We start from the raw sequence: 16,040 nt of genomic DNA on the forward strand, positions 1-16,040 counted from the left end.
CACGTATAGGCAGAGATAATACTATCGTCTAAGCTAAAGAAGGGGTGATCTTTCCTCCTTTTTATTCTCGTGATAGTAGATAAGAACACGGCACGAAAGCAAAAATTTCAACGGCGGTTTGCACTCTGATATTCGTGGGTTTTCACATTTTATCTTTCCGTATAAAGGACTTTTCCACTAACTCGGAACGTGCGTTAATCGACTTGGATATAGCACAGAGGAGGCGCGTTTGATTTTCCTTTCCGGTTTTACTCTTTGCTTTCGAGCCCTATTCTCATTTTCTATTTGATTACTCCGTAACTGATGATTTTATTATTCCATGACTGATGAACGGGATAGTACGCTTTTAAGCTAGTGGAACACCTTCTACCTCTTGCATAACAGCCCAAATAAAACCTGCCAATTCTCTCGCAATCGCTGTTATTGCCTTACTGCTTTCTTTCCCTTTGGATAATAAACGAAAATATTTCTTGTGAAGACGGTTCTGAGCCTTCCAGGATATCGCCTGAATCGTTGGGGACTGACCATTTTGCCTTCTTGCCAGCTCTCCTTTAACAGCTGGCTGATACCGATAACTCCAGGCAGACTCCACCAGTAAACGACGTACGTGCCGATTGCCTGTCTTGGTTATATTTCCTTGTCTCCTGCTTTCTCCACTGGAATGTTCACTCGGGATTAATCCGACATAAGCCATGAATTGTCTGGGTGTCGTAAAACGTTTAAAAGAACCAATTTCAGCTACCATGCTTGCCGCAGTAACGAGTGCCAATCCTCTTAAGGATTGGAGTGCCTGGATTTTCGGGGCGTGTACGCCCTCACTCGCATGAACCCTGATTTCTTCTTCTAATCTCAGGATCCTTTGTTTCAATTCTTTCAGCTGGTGATAATATTCCTGAAAGGAAACCCGTAAAGAAGGATTTTCGAAACTCAAGGTATCCAGCCATCTATAATATTTGACGGTCCACTTATTCACTCCAGGAGGTGGCTTTATGTCATGACGCAATAAAAATTTGCTTAATCGGTGCTTACCTCTTAATTCGTCTTCTTTGGCATCTTCCCGGCATCGAACAAGATCCCGCAAAGCCTCATCTTCTGGAGTTGGTACATAAATCGACGTTAATTCTCCAGCCCTATATAATTGAGCTAATCGAACAGAGTCTCTGCGATCGGTTTTAATGCGTTCTCCAGGTCTTTTAGGAATAAGTGATGGGGCAATCACTGAACAGTGAATACCCAGGGAAGTCAATAATCGGTGCAATGGATAGCCTGTGGGACCAGCTTCATAACAAACCTGCAGCGATTCAGGACTTCCTAACTTTTTCATGACCTTTTTGACGGCCTCTGGAGTATGGGGAATCATCCCCCAGTATCTTGGTTCCTCTCGTCCTTCCTCAGCAATAGCAACAGCAATTTTTTCTTTAGATACGTCTAAACCGACATATTTTATGGTATCCTTCATAATAACTAGCTCCTTCCGTAATGTAGCTCTGATTTGGGTATGTTTTCTACAGTAAACATTCTAACCAAATTAACCTACGAATTTACGAGTAAGGAGCTAGTTTCGTTCATGATAACTCGGCTGCGCCTGTGGGGTCTCACCTATTCCGCTAATGAGGCCACTGAAAAAGTCAGGAATTTTAAAAATGAAAAATGATGTACAAAAAACGAAGCTCTAAAATCGCTTCTAAGCGACGATAAGAGGGTAAGGAATCATTTTTGACCCCCTAAAAACTCATCTTTTTTCCAAAGCAAATAGTTTTTCAGTGGCCTGCCGCTAATCCCGCAGGAGTCTCGCACCTTACGCTCCAATCAACCTTACTTATTACTGGGATGCTTCATAGAACATAAAAAAACAACAATCTTTAAGAAAAGAGCCTTTTTAAATGAAACACCCTGCAGCCGGATCAGCTGCAGGGTTGCTTATTATACGTTAAAGCGGAAGTGGATAACATCTCCGTCTTCTACGATATATTCTTTGCCTTCAAGGCGGACTTTGCCTGCTTCTTTAGCAGCCGAATGGCTTCCTGCAGCAACCAGATCATCATAGGAGACGATTTCTGCACGGATGAACCCGCGCTCGAAATCTGAATGGATGATGCCTGCACATTGCGGCGCCTTCATTCCTTTTCTGAATGTCCATGCACGAACTTCCTGGACTCCTGCAGTAAAGTAAGTAGCCAGGCCAAGAAGGCTGTATGAAGCACGGATTAATTGGTCTAATCCAGATTCTTCAATGCCCAGTTCACCAAGGAACATTTCTTTTTCTTCGCCTTCAAGTTCAGCAATTTCCGATTCGATCTTCGCACAGATGACAATCACTTCAGCATTGTCTTTTTCAGCGAATGCACGAACCTTCTGAACATATTCATTATCAGCAGGATCTGCAATATCATCTTCTCCAACATTGGCAACATAAAGGATTGGTTTGATGGTTAAAAGGTGCAGGCCTTTTACGATTTTCAGCTGTTCTTCTGTAAACTCGACAGTCCGTGCCGGTCTTTCTTCTTCAAACGCCTCTTTCAGCATCGTTAAAATTTCATGCTCAACCATCGCTTCTTTATCTTTTTGCTTGGCCATTTTGCCTACGCGTTCGATACGTTTTTCTACAGATTCTAAATCGGCAAGAATAAGCTCCAGATTGATAACCTCAATATCCTCAATCGGGTCGACCTTTCCGGCAACATGTGTAATATTATCATCTGCAAAGCAGCGTACAACCTGGCAGATGGCATCTACCTGGCGGATATGCGAAAGGAATTTATTTCCCAATCCTTCTCCCTTGCTTGCTCCTTTTACTATTCCGGCAATATCCGTAAATTCAAAAGCAGTTGGAACCGTTTTTTTCGGCTGCACAAGCTCCGTTAACTTCTGCAAACGGTGATCCGGCACTTCTACAATACCGACATTCGGGTCGATTGTGCAGAAAGGATAGTTGGCAGACTCGGCACCCGCCTGTGTAATTGCATTAAACAAAGTAGATTTACCGACATTCGGCAGTCCTACAATACCAGCTGTTAAAGCCATGTATATGTCACTCCTCTTATACTCTCTATATCAAATATGTTTGTCTGAAAAAATTTGCATATTATTCCACGGGGCAACTTAAACCCTTCACAATTATAGATTTTGCAAGAAAAAAAGACAAGTCCGTGAAATGCTGCCGCGTTTTGTTTTACATGCGTGATGGGCTATTCCTCGTGCTTCTTCAGTACTTTTTTCATTTTTTTCGAAAAATCTCTTCTTGGCAGCATGACACTGTGCCCGCAGCCTTCACATTTTATCCGGATATCCATTCCAAGGCGGATGATCTTCCACTGATTTACACCGCATGGATGAGGTTTCTTCATTTCAACCACATCATGTAATGCATACTCTTTTTCTTCCATTCCTCATCCCTCCTTCAATGATTTCCTTACTCTCCTTCACTGCGGTTTACCATAACCATCCGCGGTACAGGGCTCTCTATGCCGTGCTCATCAAGTGAGGCCCGTATTTCCTTTCTAAGGATGCGGGCCATATTCCAGTGGCGCATAGGGCTTGTTTCTGCCACGATCCTAAGAACAATCTCCGTCGGATTGAGTGACTGTATCCCTAATAGCTCTGGAGCTTTGATTAGATCCTCATACTTTTCCGGCATACCTTCCAGCAAATCATTAATGACCTTTTCGGCAAGCTCAACATTGCCGTCATATGGAATACTGACATCCACCACGGCCACGCTATTTAATATAGATAAATTTGTGACTTCAGAAATCCCTCCATTTGGCACAACATGAAGTTCGCCTGTAGAAGTTTTTACCTTCGTTGTCCGAAGCCCTATTTCGAGCACTTCTCCTTCAAAATTTCCTAATCTGATATAATCCCCAACTGAAAATTGGTCTTCCAGAATGATGAAAAATCCCGAAATGATATCTTTTACAAGACTTTGCGCTCCAAAACCTACCGCAAGGCCCACTATTCCAGCACCGGCCAGCAAGGCCTTCACTTCAATTCCGCATGCATCCAGAATCATGACAAGCGAAATAAAATAAACGGCATAGGTAATCACATTTTCTAATAGCTTTAATAAAGTTGCTTCCCGGCGTTCGGAAATCCGCAGCGGGCTTTTCGAACGGACCAGAAAGAATTTTTTTATCAGGGCCTTAGAAACTCCGATGATTATCCTGGAGATGACTAGAATAGCAATTATCTTGATGAGACCTTCTCCAATATGAATCCAAGTATCTTCATCAGACAGTTTTTTATAAAATTTTCCTTTTATATCCCACAAATAGTTCACCAGCTTTTCAAGAGAATTCTGCTTAAATACTATAATAACAACAATTATAGGTTTTTGTACAAAAAAACTATGGGTATATAGGTAGAACAAATAAACCACAGGAAAGCAAAATAAAACCAGGCACGCACTGATCATATCTGACGAAGATTCCTGCATGTTTAAAAAAGCACATCCTGCCGTTAGGTTCCTTATATAATGTACAGCTCCCGGCTGCTTTATCTGAAAAAACGGGATAAGTTTCTTACCGCCTGCATGTATACTATCCGTGTTTTTTCCGTATACTGTTACTACTATTAAAGAGGAGTGGAACCGATGAACCTAAAACCCAGTTTTTTAGAAAATAAAAATCGAATGAGCCGGGTCATGCATGAAGATTTAGATGCATCGAGACAAATTTCAAAAGAATTGCTCGCCCTGCTTCCTGCCTCTCAGACTCAGTCCATTGTTATTGTTTGCATCGGTACAGATCGCTCCACTGGAGATTCCCTCGGACCTCTTGTCGGGACATTCCTGAAAGAGAAAACGTTCGCTTCTAACTTTTCCGTTTATGGAACCCTGGAAGATCCGATTCACGCGATGAATCTCGAAGAAAAACTAACTGAAATCAAACTGAAATATGACCGTCCATTCATCATTGGAATCGATGCCTGTTTAGGCAAGCTGAAAAGCGTAGGAGTTGTCCAAATTGGTGAAGGTCCTGTCAAGCCGGGTGCCGGTGTAAATAAGGAGCTCCCTAGTGTGGGTGATGCCCACATTACAGGGATTGTCAATGTGAGCGGATTTATGGAATTCATGGTCCTGCAGAATACCCGGCTGAATCTGGTCCTTAAAATGGCCAAAACCATTTCAAACGGTATTCACATGGCCTCAAGCCAGCTTAGCCGCCCCTCCAGCTTCACTCCATTCACCTGGAGCTATGAACAGGAAAAAACGCTATAATATAGAAAAAGGAAGGCTGCCGCCTTTCCCTTTTTTATGTTTGCCGTTTTGAAATCAACGGATCATAGCTTTATATCAAAATAGTAAAAAATAGTGACAAGTACAGCTGTCACAAGCACCCCTGGAAGAAGGTTGGCTGCTCGGATTTTAGTCAGGCCCATCAGATTCAGCCCGATGGCTGCAATCATGAGCCCCCCGGTTGCGGTCATTTCTAGAGTGAAGGAATGCATCAGCTCATGAGGAACCCACTTATCGATTTGCGTGGCAAATAAAGCAATGGCGCCCTGATAAAGAAATACCGGAATGGCAGAAAAAATGACGCCTATGCCAAGCGTGCTTGCTAAGATGATGGAAGTAAATCCGTCAATGACTCCTTTGGTATACAGCACCTTATGGTCATGACGGATTCCGCTGTCCAGGGCCCCGAGAATGGCCATCGCACCAATTAAAAAAATCAGGGTGGCCGTGACAAACCCCTGAGAGATCGTATCGCCTTCTTTAGCCTTCATTTTTCTTTCAATAAATCGGCCGAGCGTATTAAGGCGTGCATCAAGATCCGCCCACTCGCCAAGGACTGCCCCAATCACCAGGCTTAATATCACTATCAGGTATTGCTGGCTTTTAAATCCCATTTGAAGGCCAAGCACCGTTACTGCAAGGCCAATGCCGCTCATTACCGTTTCCTTCATTTTCTCAGGAATATTCTGCAATACCCTGCCAAGAAGCGTTCCGGCGATTATACAAATAGCATTAACTATGGTCCCTAGAAGTATCATTTTCTTTTCACCTTTTATATAAGCAAAACTGCCTTTTTACATTGTCAGCTGCTTCTTTCCTTCAGATAATATTCAAAAAAATAAACCACCTGATCAAGATGGCTTAAAATTTGTGATTTTCTTGATCGATTATATCCAAAATTCTCTCCAGATCTTCCTGTGAGAAGAACTCGATTTCAATTTTTCCTTTTTTCTTATTTTGTTTAATTGTAACGGTTGTTCCGAAACGCTCTCGCAAACTTGATTCACGCTCTTTAATGAAGACATTTTTTTTAGGCTTTGAAGGCTGCACTGTTTCACGTGAAACAGGCTGGTTTAAACCCTGGATATAGGTTTCAAGCTGGCGTACATTCATGGAATCCTTAAAGATTTTTTCCGCCACAGAAGGAAGCAAACCCTTATTTTTCAGGGCAAGAAGCGCCCTTCCATGGCCCATCGAAATTTTCCCTTCTGTAATTAGGTTTTGTATATCCTCAGGCAGGGAAAGCAGCCGGATATGGTTTGCAATATGAGGACGGCTTTTGCCAAGGCGCTTCGCCAGCTCCTCCTGCGTTACATTCAATTTATCTAAAAGAGACTGATAGGCCACTGCTTCTTCAATAGGATTCAAGTCTTCTCTTTGGAGATTTTCAAGAATGGCGAGCTCCATCATCTGCTGCTCAGACAGCTCCCTGATGACGACAGGAACAGTTGCAAGTCCTGCTTCCTTCGCTGCACGATAACGCCTTTCTCCAACGACAATTTCATATCCCTTAATACTTTTCCGGGCAATAATTGGCTGGAGGATACCATGCTGCTCGATCGATTCCTTCAATTCGCTGATTGCCTCTGCATGGAATATTTTTCTCGGCTGATAGGGGTTCGGCCGTAAATCTTTTATATTGATATTATGGATCGCATCTTCTTTTCCTGCCTCCATATTTGTAAATAGAGCATTGATTCCTTTGCCAAGTCCTCTAGCCATGTGATTCCACTTCCTTTGCCAGTTCTAGATAAACCTCTGCACCTCTTGACTTGGGATCATATATAATAATAGGTTCTCCGTGGCTTGGCGCTTCGCTTAAACGGACATTTCGGGGAATAATTGTTTTATATACTTTGTCCTGAAAATACTTTTTCACTTCGTCGATGACTTGTATGCCCAGATTTGTTCTGGCATCCAGCATGGTAAGCAGGACCCCTTCAATTTTCAGATCCTGATTAAGATGCTTTTGGACCAGCCGGACTGTATTCAGCAGCTGGCTGAGCCCTTCCAATGCGTAATATTCACATTGAACAGGAATCAGTACTGCATCGGCCGCTGTCAAAGCATTTAATGTCAGCAATCCGAGGGAGGGAGGACAATCAATAATAATATAATCGAATTGTTCCTGCACTTCTTCCAATGCCCGTTTCAAGCGTACCTCCCTTGAAATGGTAGGGACCAGTTCAATTTCCGCCCCGGCAAGCTGAATTGTCGCCGGAATGGCAAATAAATTCTCGACCCTTGTTTCCTTAATCACTTCCCGTGCCTCAATATCATCAACAAGCACATCATATACACATTGTTCCACGTCCGCTTTGTCAATCCCTGCCCCGCTGGTCGCATTGCCCTGCGGATCGATATCAACCAGCAGCACTTTCTTGCCTATGTAAGCTAAACAGGCCCCCAGGTTCACGGAAGTAGTGGTTTTTCCCACACCGCCTTTTTGATTCGCAATGGCGAGAATTTTTCCCACAAAGTCACCCACTTTCCTATCAAATCTAGTTACAATCTATTAAAATACCGCAAAAAATTTCATGTAAAGGATCTGTTAAACTTGCCTGCTGCCAATCAAAATAGAGGCATCAGTATTTTAACAAAATCTATATTGCAAACTTTATTCCAATTAATTGAAGTTTCGCTATCTATTTTATCATGAAAAAATAAAGTTGATATTATTTTCCGGGAAAAAAACTAAGCATACGTGCTTTGCCAAAGAGCACATCCAAGCTTCCTGCTCCCCTGAGATGGCTGCAGCGGCCGTTACCGGTGATTCCCCAAACAACAAGAAAGCCCGGCAATCCGCAGCTGCCAGGCGCAAAAAAAATCTATTATGGCTTTTTCTTTGGTATTTTAATGGTGAACTGATAATATTCCTCGAATTCTTCTTCTTCTGAATCAAGGTTAATGCCATTATCGGTAACCATGCTTAAAGACTGTCGGATCGTATTAACGGCAATTCTCATATCCTTTGAAAATGCTTTTCTTTTCGGTTTTGGCTTCTTCTCCAGACTGGTGAGCATTTTGACAACCCGTTCCTCGGTCTGCTTAACATTCAGGTTTTTTTCGATGATTTCTTCTAATAGCTTAACCTGCTTTTCAGGGTCTTTCAGGGGAATCAGAGAGCGCGCATGCCGCTCTGTAATATGCTTTTGAAGAAGAGCATCCTGGATTTCCTGCGGAAGCTTTAAAAGCCTTAGTTTATTCGCTACTGTTGACTGGCCGATTCCCAGCCTCTGGGCAAGCGCCTCCTGGGTAAGCTCATGAAGCTGGAGGAGCCTGCTGTAGGCCAGAGCTTCCTCTACAGGTGTAAGCTCTTCACGCTGCAGGTTTTCTATAAGTGCTACTGAAGCTGTTTCAGTATCATTGAAGTCTTTGATCAGGACTGGCGCAGTATCCCAGCCAAGTTTCTGAATGGCCCGGAATCGCCGCTCTCCAGCAATGATTTCGTACTTGCCGGGTTCATATTCCCGGACTACGATCGGCTGGATGATCCCATGTGTATGAATGGTCTGGGCCAGCTCCGTAATTTTATTCTCATTAAAAACCGTTCTTGGTTGATATCGATTCGGCACAATGTCAGAAATGGAGATTTTTTTTATTTCTTCGCTGCTAACTGGTGCCTCCATCTCTATTTGCTGTTCTTCTTTTTCGCCTAACCCAAAGAACCGCGAAAAAGGATGCTTCATCTCCCTACACCACCTTTAAGGAACTCCCATATAACATATTCTCTACAGAAATGACATGTCCTGCTTAAATCTTGACAATATTAAACAATTCCTTTGATTCATGATCCGCTACCTTTAATAGTAAAAGAAAATCAGGGTTTGTGCTATAAGAAATTCAACCCAAACTATCAGCTTAAGCCTGCCCGCCGTTCTCATACGGCAGGCATTTCAGGATAAAAACCCCACAGGCCCGCCAAATAATTCTGGAAGCAATGCTATTCTATCGGCGTCTTATTTGGTGTCCCCGGCTTCCTTGGATACTTTTTCGGAGTCGTTTTCACCTTTTTAATTGTGATGATATTTCTTTCGCTATCTTCTTCAGGAAGCAGGAAAGGATGAATTTGTTCCACTTTTCCGCCCAAAAGGAAAATCGCTTTTTTTCCCGTTTCCATTTCTTCGCCAGTGCTTGCAGCTTTCATCGCGACAAAATGGCCTTCAGGCTTTACAAGCGGCAGACACAATTCACTTAAGACAGACATTCTTGCCACTGCCCTGGCCATTACTACATCGTATTTTTCACGATGGTCAGGGTTTTGTGCAAAGCTTTCAGCCCTGTCATGGTAGAAAGATACATTTGAAAGATTAAGCGAGCTTGCAAGCTGTTCCAAAAAGGTAATCCGCTTATTCAATGAATCCACAATGGAAACATGCAGCCCGGGGAAGCAGATTTTCAGAGGAATGCTCGGAAATCCTGCACCTGCCCCTACATCACATAATTTATAAGGCTTAGTAAAATCAAAATAAAAAGCAGCACTGATTGAATCATAAAAATGCTTCAGGTACACTTCCTCTTTGTCGGTGATGGCTGTCAGGTTCATTTTCTCATTCCACTCAACCAATAGGGAATAATAGGTCTCAAATTGCTGGAGCTGCAGCTCACTCAGGTCAATTCCCCGACCCTTGAGCTCTTGCTGGAATTGTTCAATATTCATAGGTTTTCAATCCTTTTTCGGAATTTCCTCTATTTAGAAACACGTGCAATTCTGCCTTGTTCTAAATAAACAAGCAAGATAGAAACATCAGCCGGGTTCACCCCAGAAATTCTGGAAGCCTGCGCTACTGAAAGCGGTGCAACCTCTTTTAATTTTTGGCGTGCTTCTGATGCCAGGCCGTTAATGGCATCATAATCAATATTTTGAGGGATTTTTTTATTTTCCATTTTTTTAAGCCTGTCTACCTGCTGCAGGGACTTTTCAATATATCCTTCATACTTAATCTGGATTTCTACCTGTTCAGTCACTTCTCCGCTAAGCATTGTTTCACTTGGAGCAAGAAGCTGAATGTGGCTGTAATTCATTTCAGGGCGTTTGAGCAAATCTGAAGCCCTTATGCCATCCTTCAATTCACTGCCGCCGCTTTCCGTAATAATTTCCTGCACCTGCTTTGTCGGCTTGATAAAATGGCTATTCAAGCGCTCTTTTTCAGCTTCCACAGCTTCTTTTTTCGCGAGGAACCTTTGATATCGCTCTTCTTTTATCATCCCGATTTTATAGCCAATTTCAGTCAGGCGAAGATCGGCATTATCATGGCGCAGAAGAAGGCGGTATTCAGCACGGGAAGTTAACAGACGATATGGCTCATTCGTTCCTTTAGTTACTAAGTCATCTATTAAGACCCCAATATATGCATCTGCTCTTCCAAGAATCAGCTGCTCTTTACCCAGAGCATTCAGCCCGGCATTAATACCAGCCATCAATCCCTGTCCGGCTGCTTCTTCATAGCCTGATGTTCCATTAATCTGCCCCGCGGTATACAAGTTTTTCACTTTCTTGGTTTCGAGGGTCGGCCATAGCTGTGTCGGAACGATCGCATCATACTCAATGGCATATCCGGCACGCATCAATTGCGCTTTCTCAAGGCCAGGAATGGTTGCAAGAATCTTTCGCTGCACATCTTCAGGCAGGCTTGTGGAAAGTCCCTGCACGTAAACCTCCTGGGTATTGCGTCCTTCCGGCTCCAGGAAAATCTGGTGGCGGGGTTTATCATTGAACCTGACTACTTTATCCTCAATAGACGGGCAATAACGAGGTCCTGTTCCTTTGATCATGCCTGAGTACATCGGTGAACGGTGAAGATTGTTATCAATGATCAGGTGTGTTTCTTCATTTGTATAAGTCAGCCAGCATGGAAGCTGGTCTGTAATGAATTTTGTCGTTTCATAGGAAAACGCTCTTGGCACTTCATCTCCAGGCTGTATTTCCGTTTTTGAATAATCGATGGTTGAGCTGTTCACACGGGGAGGCGTCCCTGTTTTAAAGCGGACTAAATCAAAACCAAGCTCCTCCAGGTGTTCTGACAATCGGATGGAAGGCTGCTGGTTGTTCGGGCCGCTTGAATATTTCAATTCGCCAAGAATAATTTCTCCGCGCAGGAAGGTCCCTGTTGTAATAACCACGGTTTTCCCTTTATATACAGCACCTGTTTGGGTAATAACCCCTGTACACACGCCATCTTCTACAATCAGCTGCTCTACCATTCCTTGAACTAATGTCAGGTTCGGCTCATTTTCAATCGTCTTCTTCATTTCATTCTGATAAAGAAACTTATCGGCTTGTGCCCTTAATGCACGTACGGCTGGCCCTTTTCCAGTATTCAGCATTCTCATCTGAATGTGGGTTTTATCAATATTTCTGCCCATTTCTCCGCCCAATGCATCGATTTCCCTGACCACGATTCCCTTTGCCGGCCCTCCGACAGAAGGGTTACAAGGCATGAATGCTACCATATCCAAATTGATAGTGATCATAAGGGTCTTCGCGCCGACTCTCGCTGCTGCCAGACCTGCTTCACTGCCTGCGTGACCTGCTCCTATGACAATGACATCATAGCTGCCTGCATCATATTGCATAGCTTTTTACCTCCACTTTCATAAAATATATTTATATCCGGCACTGTCGGGGCTATAACTGTCCCGCCCGGTGCTTCACATTACTTACCAAGACAAAATTGGGAGAATAATTGGTCAATCAAGCTTTCATGGACGCTTTCTCCGATGATTTCGCCAAGCAGCTCCCATGCTTTCGTGAAATCAATCTGTACCAAATCAACAGGTGTGCCCGACTCGATGGCATCAATGCTGTCTTCTATTGCCTGCAACGCCTGTCCAAGCAATGCAATATGCCGCGAATTAGAAACATACGTCAAATCGCCGGCTTCAATTTCCCCTTCGAAAAACAGGGAGGATATGGCTTCTTCCAGTTCATCAATGCCCTCGTCTTCAAGCAAAGAAGTGGAAACCATTTTTTGTGCCGGTGCCAGCTGCTTCACCCGCTCTATGTTAATCTTACGCGGAAGATCTGTTTTATTAATGATGATGATTACATCCATGCCTTCAACCGCCTGAAAAAGCAATTCATCTTCCTTACTTAGCTCATCAGAATTATTCAGCACAAGAAGGATTAAATCTGCATCCTTTAAAACAGCACGTGAACGTTCCACGCCTATTCTTTCTACAATATCCTCTGTTTCGCGGATACCTGCCGTATCCAGGAGCCTTAATGGCACTCCGCGCACATTCACATATTCTTCGATAACATCCCTTGTTGTTCCTGGTATGTCCGTCACAATCGCTTTATTTTCATGTACCAGGCTGTTCAGCAAGGAGGACTTGCCGACATTCGGGCGCCCGATAATGACCGTGGACAATCCTTCCCTGAGGATTTTCCCCTGTTCGGAGGTCCTGAGGATTTTTTTAATTTCTCCGCGGACAAAATGGGCTTTCTCCATAAATAGCCGATGTGTCATTTCTTCCACATCATCATATTCAGGATAGTCAATGTTCACCTCGACCTGAGCCAGGGTTTCTAATATATCCTGCCTTAGCTTCCGGATCAGCTTTGAAAGCCTGCCTTCCATTTGCCCCAATGCCACATTCATTGCTTTATCTGTTTTGGCACGGATCAGATCCATGACTGCTTCAGCCTGAGAGAGGTCGATTCTGCCATTTAAAAAGGCACGTTTTGTGAATTCGCCGGGTTCGGCAAGCCGCGCACCCTGAGACAGGACAAGCTGAAGCACCCTATTTACAGAAACGATGCCGCCATGACAATTAATTTCCACAACATCTTCCCGTGTAAAGGTTTTAGGGCCTTTCATGATTGATATCATGACTTCTTCCACTGTATTGCCGGTTTTAGGGTCCCTTAAGTGGCCATAATGTATGGTATGAGACTCCACTCCGGCTAAACGTTTGCTGCCAGGGCCCCTATATATCTTATCTGCTATCGCTATTGCTTCTTCACCGCTGAGCCTGACAATCGCTATTGCGCCTTCTCCCATGGGTGTGGATACAGCCGCAATCGTATCATATTCCATTCCTGTCACCCCGCAAATGTATCTTTTCATCTATATCAAAAAAAATTTCGTTTTTATACCCAAATAACTACAATAACACAATCAGCCATTGAAAAAAAGCACATAACCTTTGGCGCGTGATGTTATCCACAGCGCGCCAAAAATCACTTTCATTACCGTTCATTTTAACTTATCCACATGTGAATAACAAGCGAGCCTGACCCTCCCTCATCTTTCGTTTGCTTTTTGTCTGCTTCAATATTTTCGAGAGGACAGCAAAAATGCCCGCTGCATACACAGAGGGCATTTCATTATTTTATAGGCTTAATCACCAGATGGCGGTATGGTTCTGCACCGCTTGATTCGGTTTTAATTTTCCGGTTTCCCATCAGGGCGTTGTGAATCACCTTGCGCTCATTAGAAGGCATCGGTTCAAGAGCAACTTCTTTCCCGGTTTTCATGGCTTTATTCGCCATTCTTTCCGCGAGCTGGACCAATGTATCACTTCTGCGCTGCCTGTAGTCTTCAGCATCTACCTCAACTGTCAAATACTGTTTCGAATACCGGTTAGCAACCAGCTGTGTAAGATACTGGAGAGAATTGAGTGTCTGTCCCCTTTTTCCGATCAGCAGCGCAATTTTATCGCCTGAAACCTGAAAGGAAATATTCCTTCCATTACGTTTCACAGCAACATCGGCACTGACACCCATTTTTTCGCACACATTCTTCAAAAACCGAATGCCTTCTTCAATAGGGTCTGGAGGCAATGTGACATTTACCACTGCCTGCCTGGCTCCGAAAATTCCCAAAAAACCTTTTTTTCCCTGATCAGCAATTTCAATTTCTACGCGTTCTCTAGTGGTGTTTAGCTGAGATAAAGCTGATTCTACTGCTTCTTCGACAGATTGTCCTGTAGCAGTTATCCTTTTCACTTTTTCTTAGCTCCTCCCGCATCACCGGAAGCTGTTTTTTTCAGATCCGGACCTTTAATGAAATAGGTTTGTGCAATCATGAAAATATTGCCGACTACCCAATACAGAGACAGGGCAGCTGGGAATCTTATCGCAAAGATAACGATCATTACCGGCATAATATAGAGCATCATTGTCATTTGCGTTGCCATTTGAGGGGTTGTCGTATTCCCTGCCATTGTAAGCTTTTGCTGAATGAACGTTGTGATCCCCGCAACAATCGGCAAAATGTACAGCGGATCTGGTGTTCCAAGGTCAAACCACAAAAAGCTGTGGTGAGCGATTTCCCGCGTTCGGCTGATTGCATGGTAAAAGCCAATCAGGATCGGCATTTGTATTAATAGCGGAAAACAGCCCGCTAGAGGATTTACATTATATTTAGAAAATAAAGCCATGGTTTCCTGCTGCAGCTTTTGCTGTGTGGCAGCATCTTTAGAGCTGTATTTTTCTTTAAGCTTGGCCATTTCAGGCTGCAGGGCCTGCATAGCTTTAGAGTTTTTTGTCTGTTTGATCATCAATGGCAGGATCACTAATCGGACCAGTATGGTAACCACTACGATTCCAAGGCCATAGTTATTTCCTAAAAACTTAGAGACACTTTTGATGAGCACCGATAAAGGATACACAATATAGTGATTCCAGAATCCTGTGCTGCTTGAATCAATCGGCTGCTTGATTTCCGTACAGCCGGAAAGAAGCATGATAATGGCAGCGATCCCCATAATGAAGAATATTCTTTTTTTCAAGCGTTTTTTCCTCCTATCTTCCGAAAGATCCTGAAGTTTGCCTGCAAAGGCTTTTTTGCATGCCTGTCCAGCTATCTTCAGGCCAAAGCCTAAAGCACCGGCAGGCCATAATCCTCTTTCGGTCACATATATTACGGTATGCAGGCTAAATGGTTTCATTATTTGGTGAATTTATTGCTTGCTTTATTTAGGGTTAATGATTTGGAACGTTTTAGAACGTGGATCAGACTGTTCTTCACTTCAAGAAAGTCCATTTGTGATGCAGGCTTGCGGGCAATTATGACATAATCCTTGCCAATTTCGATGTCTTCTATAAGTTCCAGGAAAGATTGCCTTATGTACCTTTTAATTTGGTTTCTTACTACGGCATTTCCGATTTTTTTGCTGACAGAAAGGCCGATCCTGAAATGGTCCTGATTAGGCTTTTCAAGGACATACACTACAAATTGCCTGTTTCCGAATGATTCACCCTTCTTAAAAACATCCTGGAATTCATCATTCTTCTTAATCCTTAGCTTTTTTTTCATTTTTTACACCTACATTAAACGAAATTGGGGAACCCCAAAAACACCTTCTATTGAAAAAAAAGACCACTGAGACTTTTCAGTGGTCTATGCAGATAATACTTTTCTGCCCTTGCGGCGACGTGCAGCTAACACTCTACGTCCGTTTTTCGTGCTCATGCGGCTACGGAAACCGTGAACCTTACTGTGCTTGCGCTTATTCGGTTGATAAGTTCTTTTCATTATATGACACCTCCCTGAGGAATAACAGTTAAAGACAGTCTTCGTAATTATATAGATGGCGGGACTAAAAAGTCAACCTCTCTATAAAAAAAAATCAATTTTACATCAAAAAAAAAGCCAAGTGATCTTTTTGTTCGTATTCTCCTATTGTAAATCATTTTACTGCTTTGGAACATAGAAAATTTTGGCTCAGCATATTTTCCGATTGAAAAATCAGGCTGTTTTCGTAAACTTTGCTCCTATTGAACAAGGGGTTGATTTCCGCTCCAGGATGCTTGCTTTCCGCGGGGCGGCCGGTGAGCCCGCAGGAGTCTCGCACC

16 protein-coding genes are annotated in these 16,040 nt (G+C 43.3%); 1 reads left to right on the plus strand and 15 read right to left on the minus strand.

All coding sequences use genetic code 11. The features are described from left to right. Positions 1-346: 346 nt before the first annotated feature. The 4 genes from BIV59_RS20015 to BIV59_RS20030 form a co-directional block, all read right to left on the minus strand. A complete protein-coding gene (locus tag BIV59_RS20015) occupies positions 347-1,459 on the minus strand; it encodes an IS110 family RNA-guided transposase (protein ID WP_071353228.1) in 1,113 nt (370 codons plus the stop codon). 464 nt (positions 1,460-1,923) lie between these two features. Continuing rightward, positions 1,924-3,024: a redox-regulated ATPase YchF gene (ychF, locus tag BIV59_RS20020; RefSeq protein WP_071353229.1), complete on the minus strand. Its 1,101-nt coding sequence runs from the start codon at positions 3,022-3,024 to the stop codon at positions 1,924-1,926. A 164-nt stretch (positions 3,025-3,188) separates the two neighbouring features. Beyond that, on the minus strand, positions 3,189-3,386 hold the full coding sequence (locus BIV59_RS20025) for a DUF951 domain-containing protein (protein ID WP_071353230.1): 198 nt from the start codon (positions 3,384-3,386) through the stop codon (positions 3,189-3,191). Positions 3,387-3,412: 26 nt separating this feature from the next. Then, the gene (locus BIV59_RS20030; RefSeq protein WP_071353241.1) at positions 3,413-4,279 is read right to left on the minus strand and encodes a mechanosensitive ion channel family protein; all 867 of its coding nucleotides are present in this window, start codon (positions 4,277-4,279) and stop codon (positions 3,413-3,415) included. A gap of 312 nt (positions 4,280-4,591) precedes the next feature. Here BIV59_RS20030 and yyaC point away from each other — a divergent pair, with 312 nt between their 5' ends. After that, positions 4,592-5,218, plus strand: a complete 627-nt coding sequence (yyaC, locus tag BIV59_RS20035; protein WP_071353231.1) for a spore protease YyaC — start codon at positions 4,592-4,594, stop codon at positions 5,216-5,218. 62 nt (positions 5,219-5,280) lie between these two features. On the opposite strand, the gene BIV59_RS20040 is transcribed toward yyaC, so the two are convergent. The 11 genes from BIV59_RS20040 to rpmH all read right to left on the minus strand — a co-directional run bounded on the left by BIV59_RS20040 (position 5,281) and on the right by rpmH (position 15,720). Continuing rightward, complete coding sequence (locus BIV59_RS20040; protein ID WP_071353232.1) at positions 5,281-5,994, minus strand: DUF554 domain-containing protein; 714 nt, start codon at positions 5,992-5,994, stop codon at positions 5,281-5,283. A gap of 103 nt (positions 5,995-6,097) precedes the next feature. Continuing rightward, complete coding sequence (locus BIV59_RS20045; RefSeq protein ID WP_071353233.1) at positions 6,098-6,958, minus strand: ParB/RepB/Spo0J family partition protein; 861 nt, start codon at positions 6,956-6,958, stop codon at positions 6,098-6,100. Further along, the gene (locus tag BIV59_RS20050; RefSeq protein ID WP_071353234.1) at positions 6,951-7,712 is read right to left on the minus strand and encodes a ParA family protein; all 762 of its coding nucleotides are present in this window, start codon (positions 7,710-7,712) and stop codon (positions 6,951-6,953) included. The genes BIV59_RS20045 and BIV59_RS20050 overlap by 8 nt, the downstream gene beginning before the upstream one ends. 355 nt (positions 7,713-8,067) lie before the next feature. Then, entirely contained in the window at positions 8,068-8,925 is an 858-nt protein-coding gene (gene noc / locus BIV59_RS20055; RefSeq protein WP_071353235.1) for a nucleoid occlusion protein, read from the minus strand. 254 nt (positions 8,926-9,179) lie between these two features. Beyond that, positions 9,180-9,896 carry a 16S rRNA (guanine(527)-N(7))-methyltransferase RsmG gene (gene rsmG, locus BIV59_RS20060; RefSeq protein ID WP_071353236.1) on the minus strand — a complete coding sequence of 239 codons (717 nt, stop codon included), beginning with the start codon at positions 9,894-9,896 and terminating at the stop codon, positions 9,180-9,182. 29 nt (positions 9,897-9,925) lie between these two features. Then, on the minus strand, positions 9,926-11,812 hold the full coding sequence (mnmG, locus tag BIV59_RS20065) for a tRNA uridine-5-carboxymethylaminomethyl(34) synthesis enzyme MnmG (RefSeq protein ID WP_071353237.1): 1,887 nt from the start codon (positions 11,810-11,812) through the stop codon (positions 9,926-9,928). Between the two features lie 80 nt (positions 11,813-11,892). Continuing rightward, on the minus strand, positions 11,893-13,278 hold the full coding sequence (gene mnmE, locus BIV59_RS20070) for a tRNA uridine-5-carboxymethylaminomethyl(34) synthesis GTPase MnmE (RefSeq protein WP_071353238.1): 1,386 nt from the start codon (positions 13,276-13,278) through the stop codon (positions 11,893-11,895). 290 nt (positions 13,279-13,568) lie between these two features. Beyond that, positions 13,569-14,189, minus strand: a complete 621-nt coding sequence (jag, locus tag BIV59_RS20075; RefSeq protein ID WP_071353239.1) for an RNA-binding cell elongation regulator Jag/EloR — start codon at positions 14,187-14,189, stop codon at positions 13,569-13,571. After that, positions 14,186-14,974 (minus strand): YidC family membrane integrase SpoIIIJ, encoded by a 789-nt coding sequence (gene spoIIIJ, locus BIV59_RS20080; protein ID WP_071353242.1) that lies wholly within the window; start codon positions 14,972-14,974, stop codon positions 14,186-14,188. The genes jag and spoIIIJ overlap by 4 nt, the downstream gene beginning before the upstream one ends. Positions 14,975-15,132: 158 nt before the next feature. Then, on the minus strand, positions 15,133-15,501 hold the full coding sequence (rnpA, locus tag BIV59_RS20085) for a ribonuclease P protein component (protein ID WP_071353240.1): 369 nt from the start codon (positions 15,499-15,501) through the stop codon (positions 15,133-15,135). A gap of 84 nt (positions 15,502-15,585) precedes the next feature. Then, positions 15,586-15,720 carry a 50S ribosomal protein L34 gene (gene rpmH, locus BIV59_RS23005; protein WP_083392281.1) on the minus strand — a complete coding sequence of 45 codons (135 nt, stop codon included), beginning with the start codon at positions 15,718-15,720 and terminating at the stop codon, positions 15,586-15,588. Positions 15,721-16,040: the final 320 nt, after the last annotated feature.

Source organism: Bacillus sp. MUM 13, assembly GCF_001866725.1.
In the GTDB taxonomy this organism is placed as follows: Bacteria; Bacillota; Bacilli; order Bacillales; family DSM-1321; genus Peribacillus.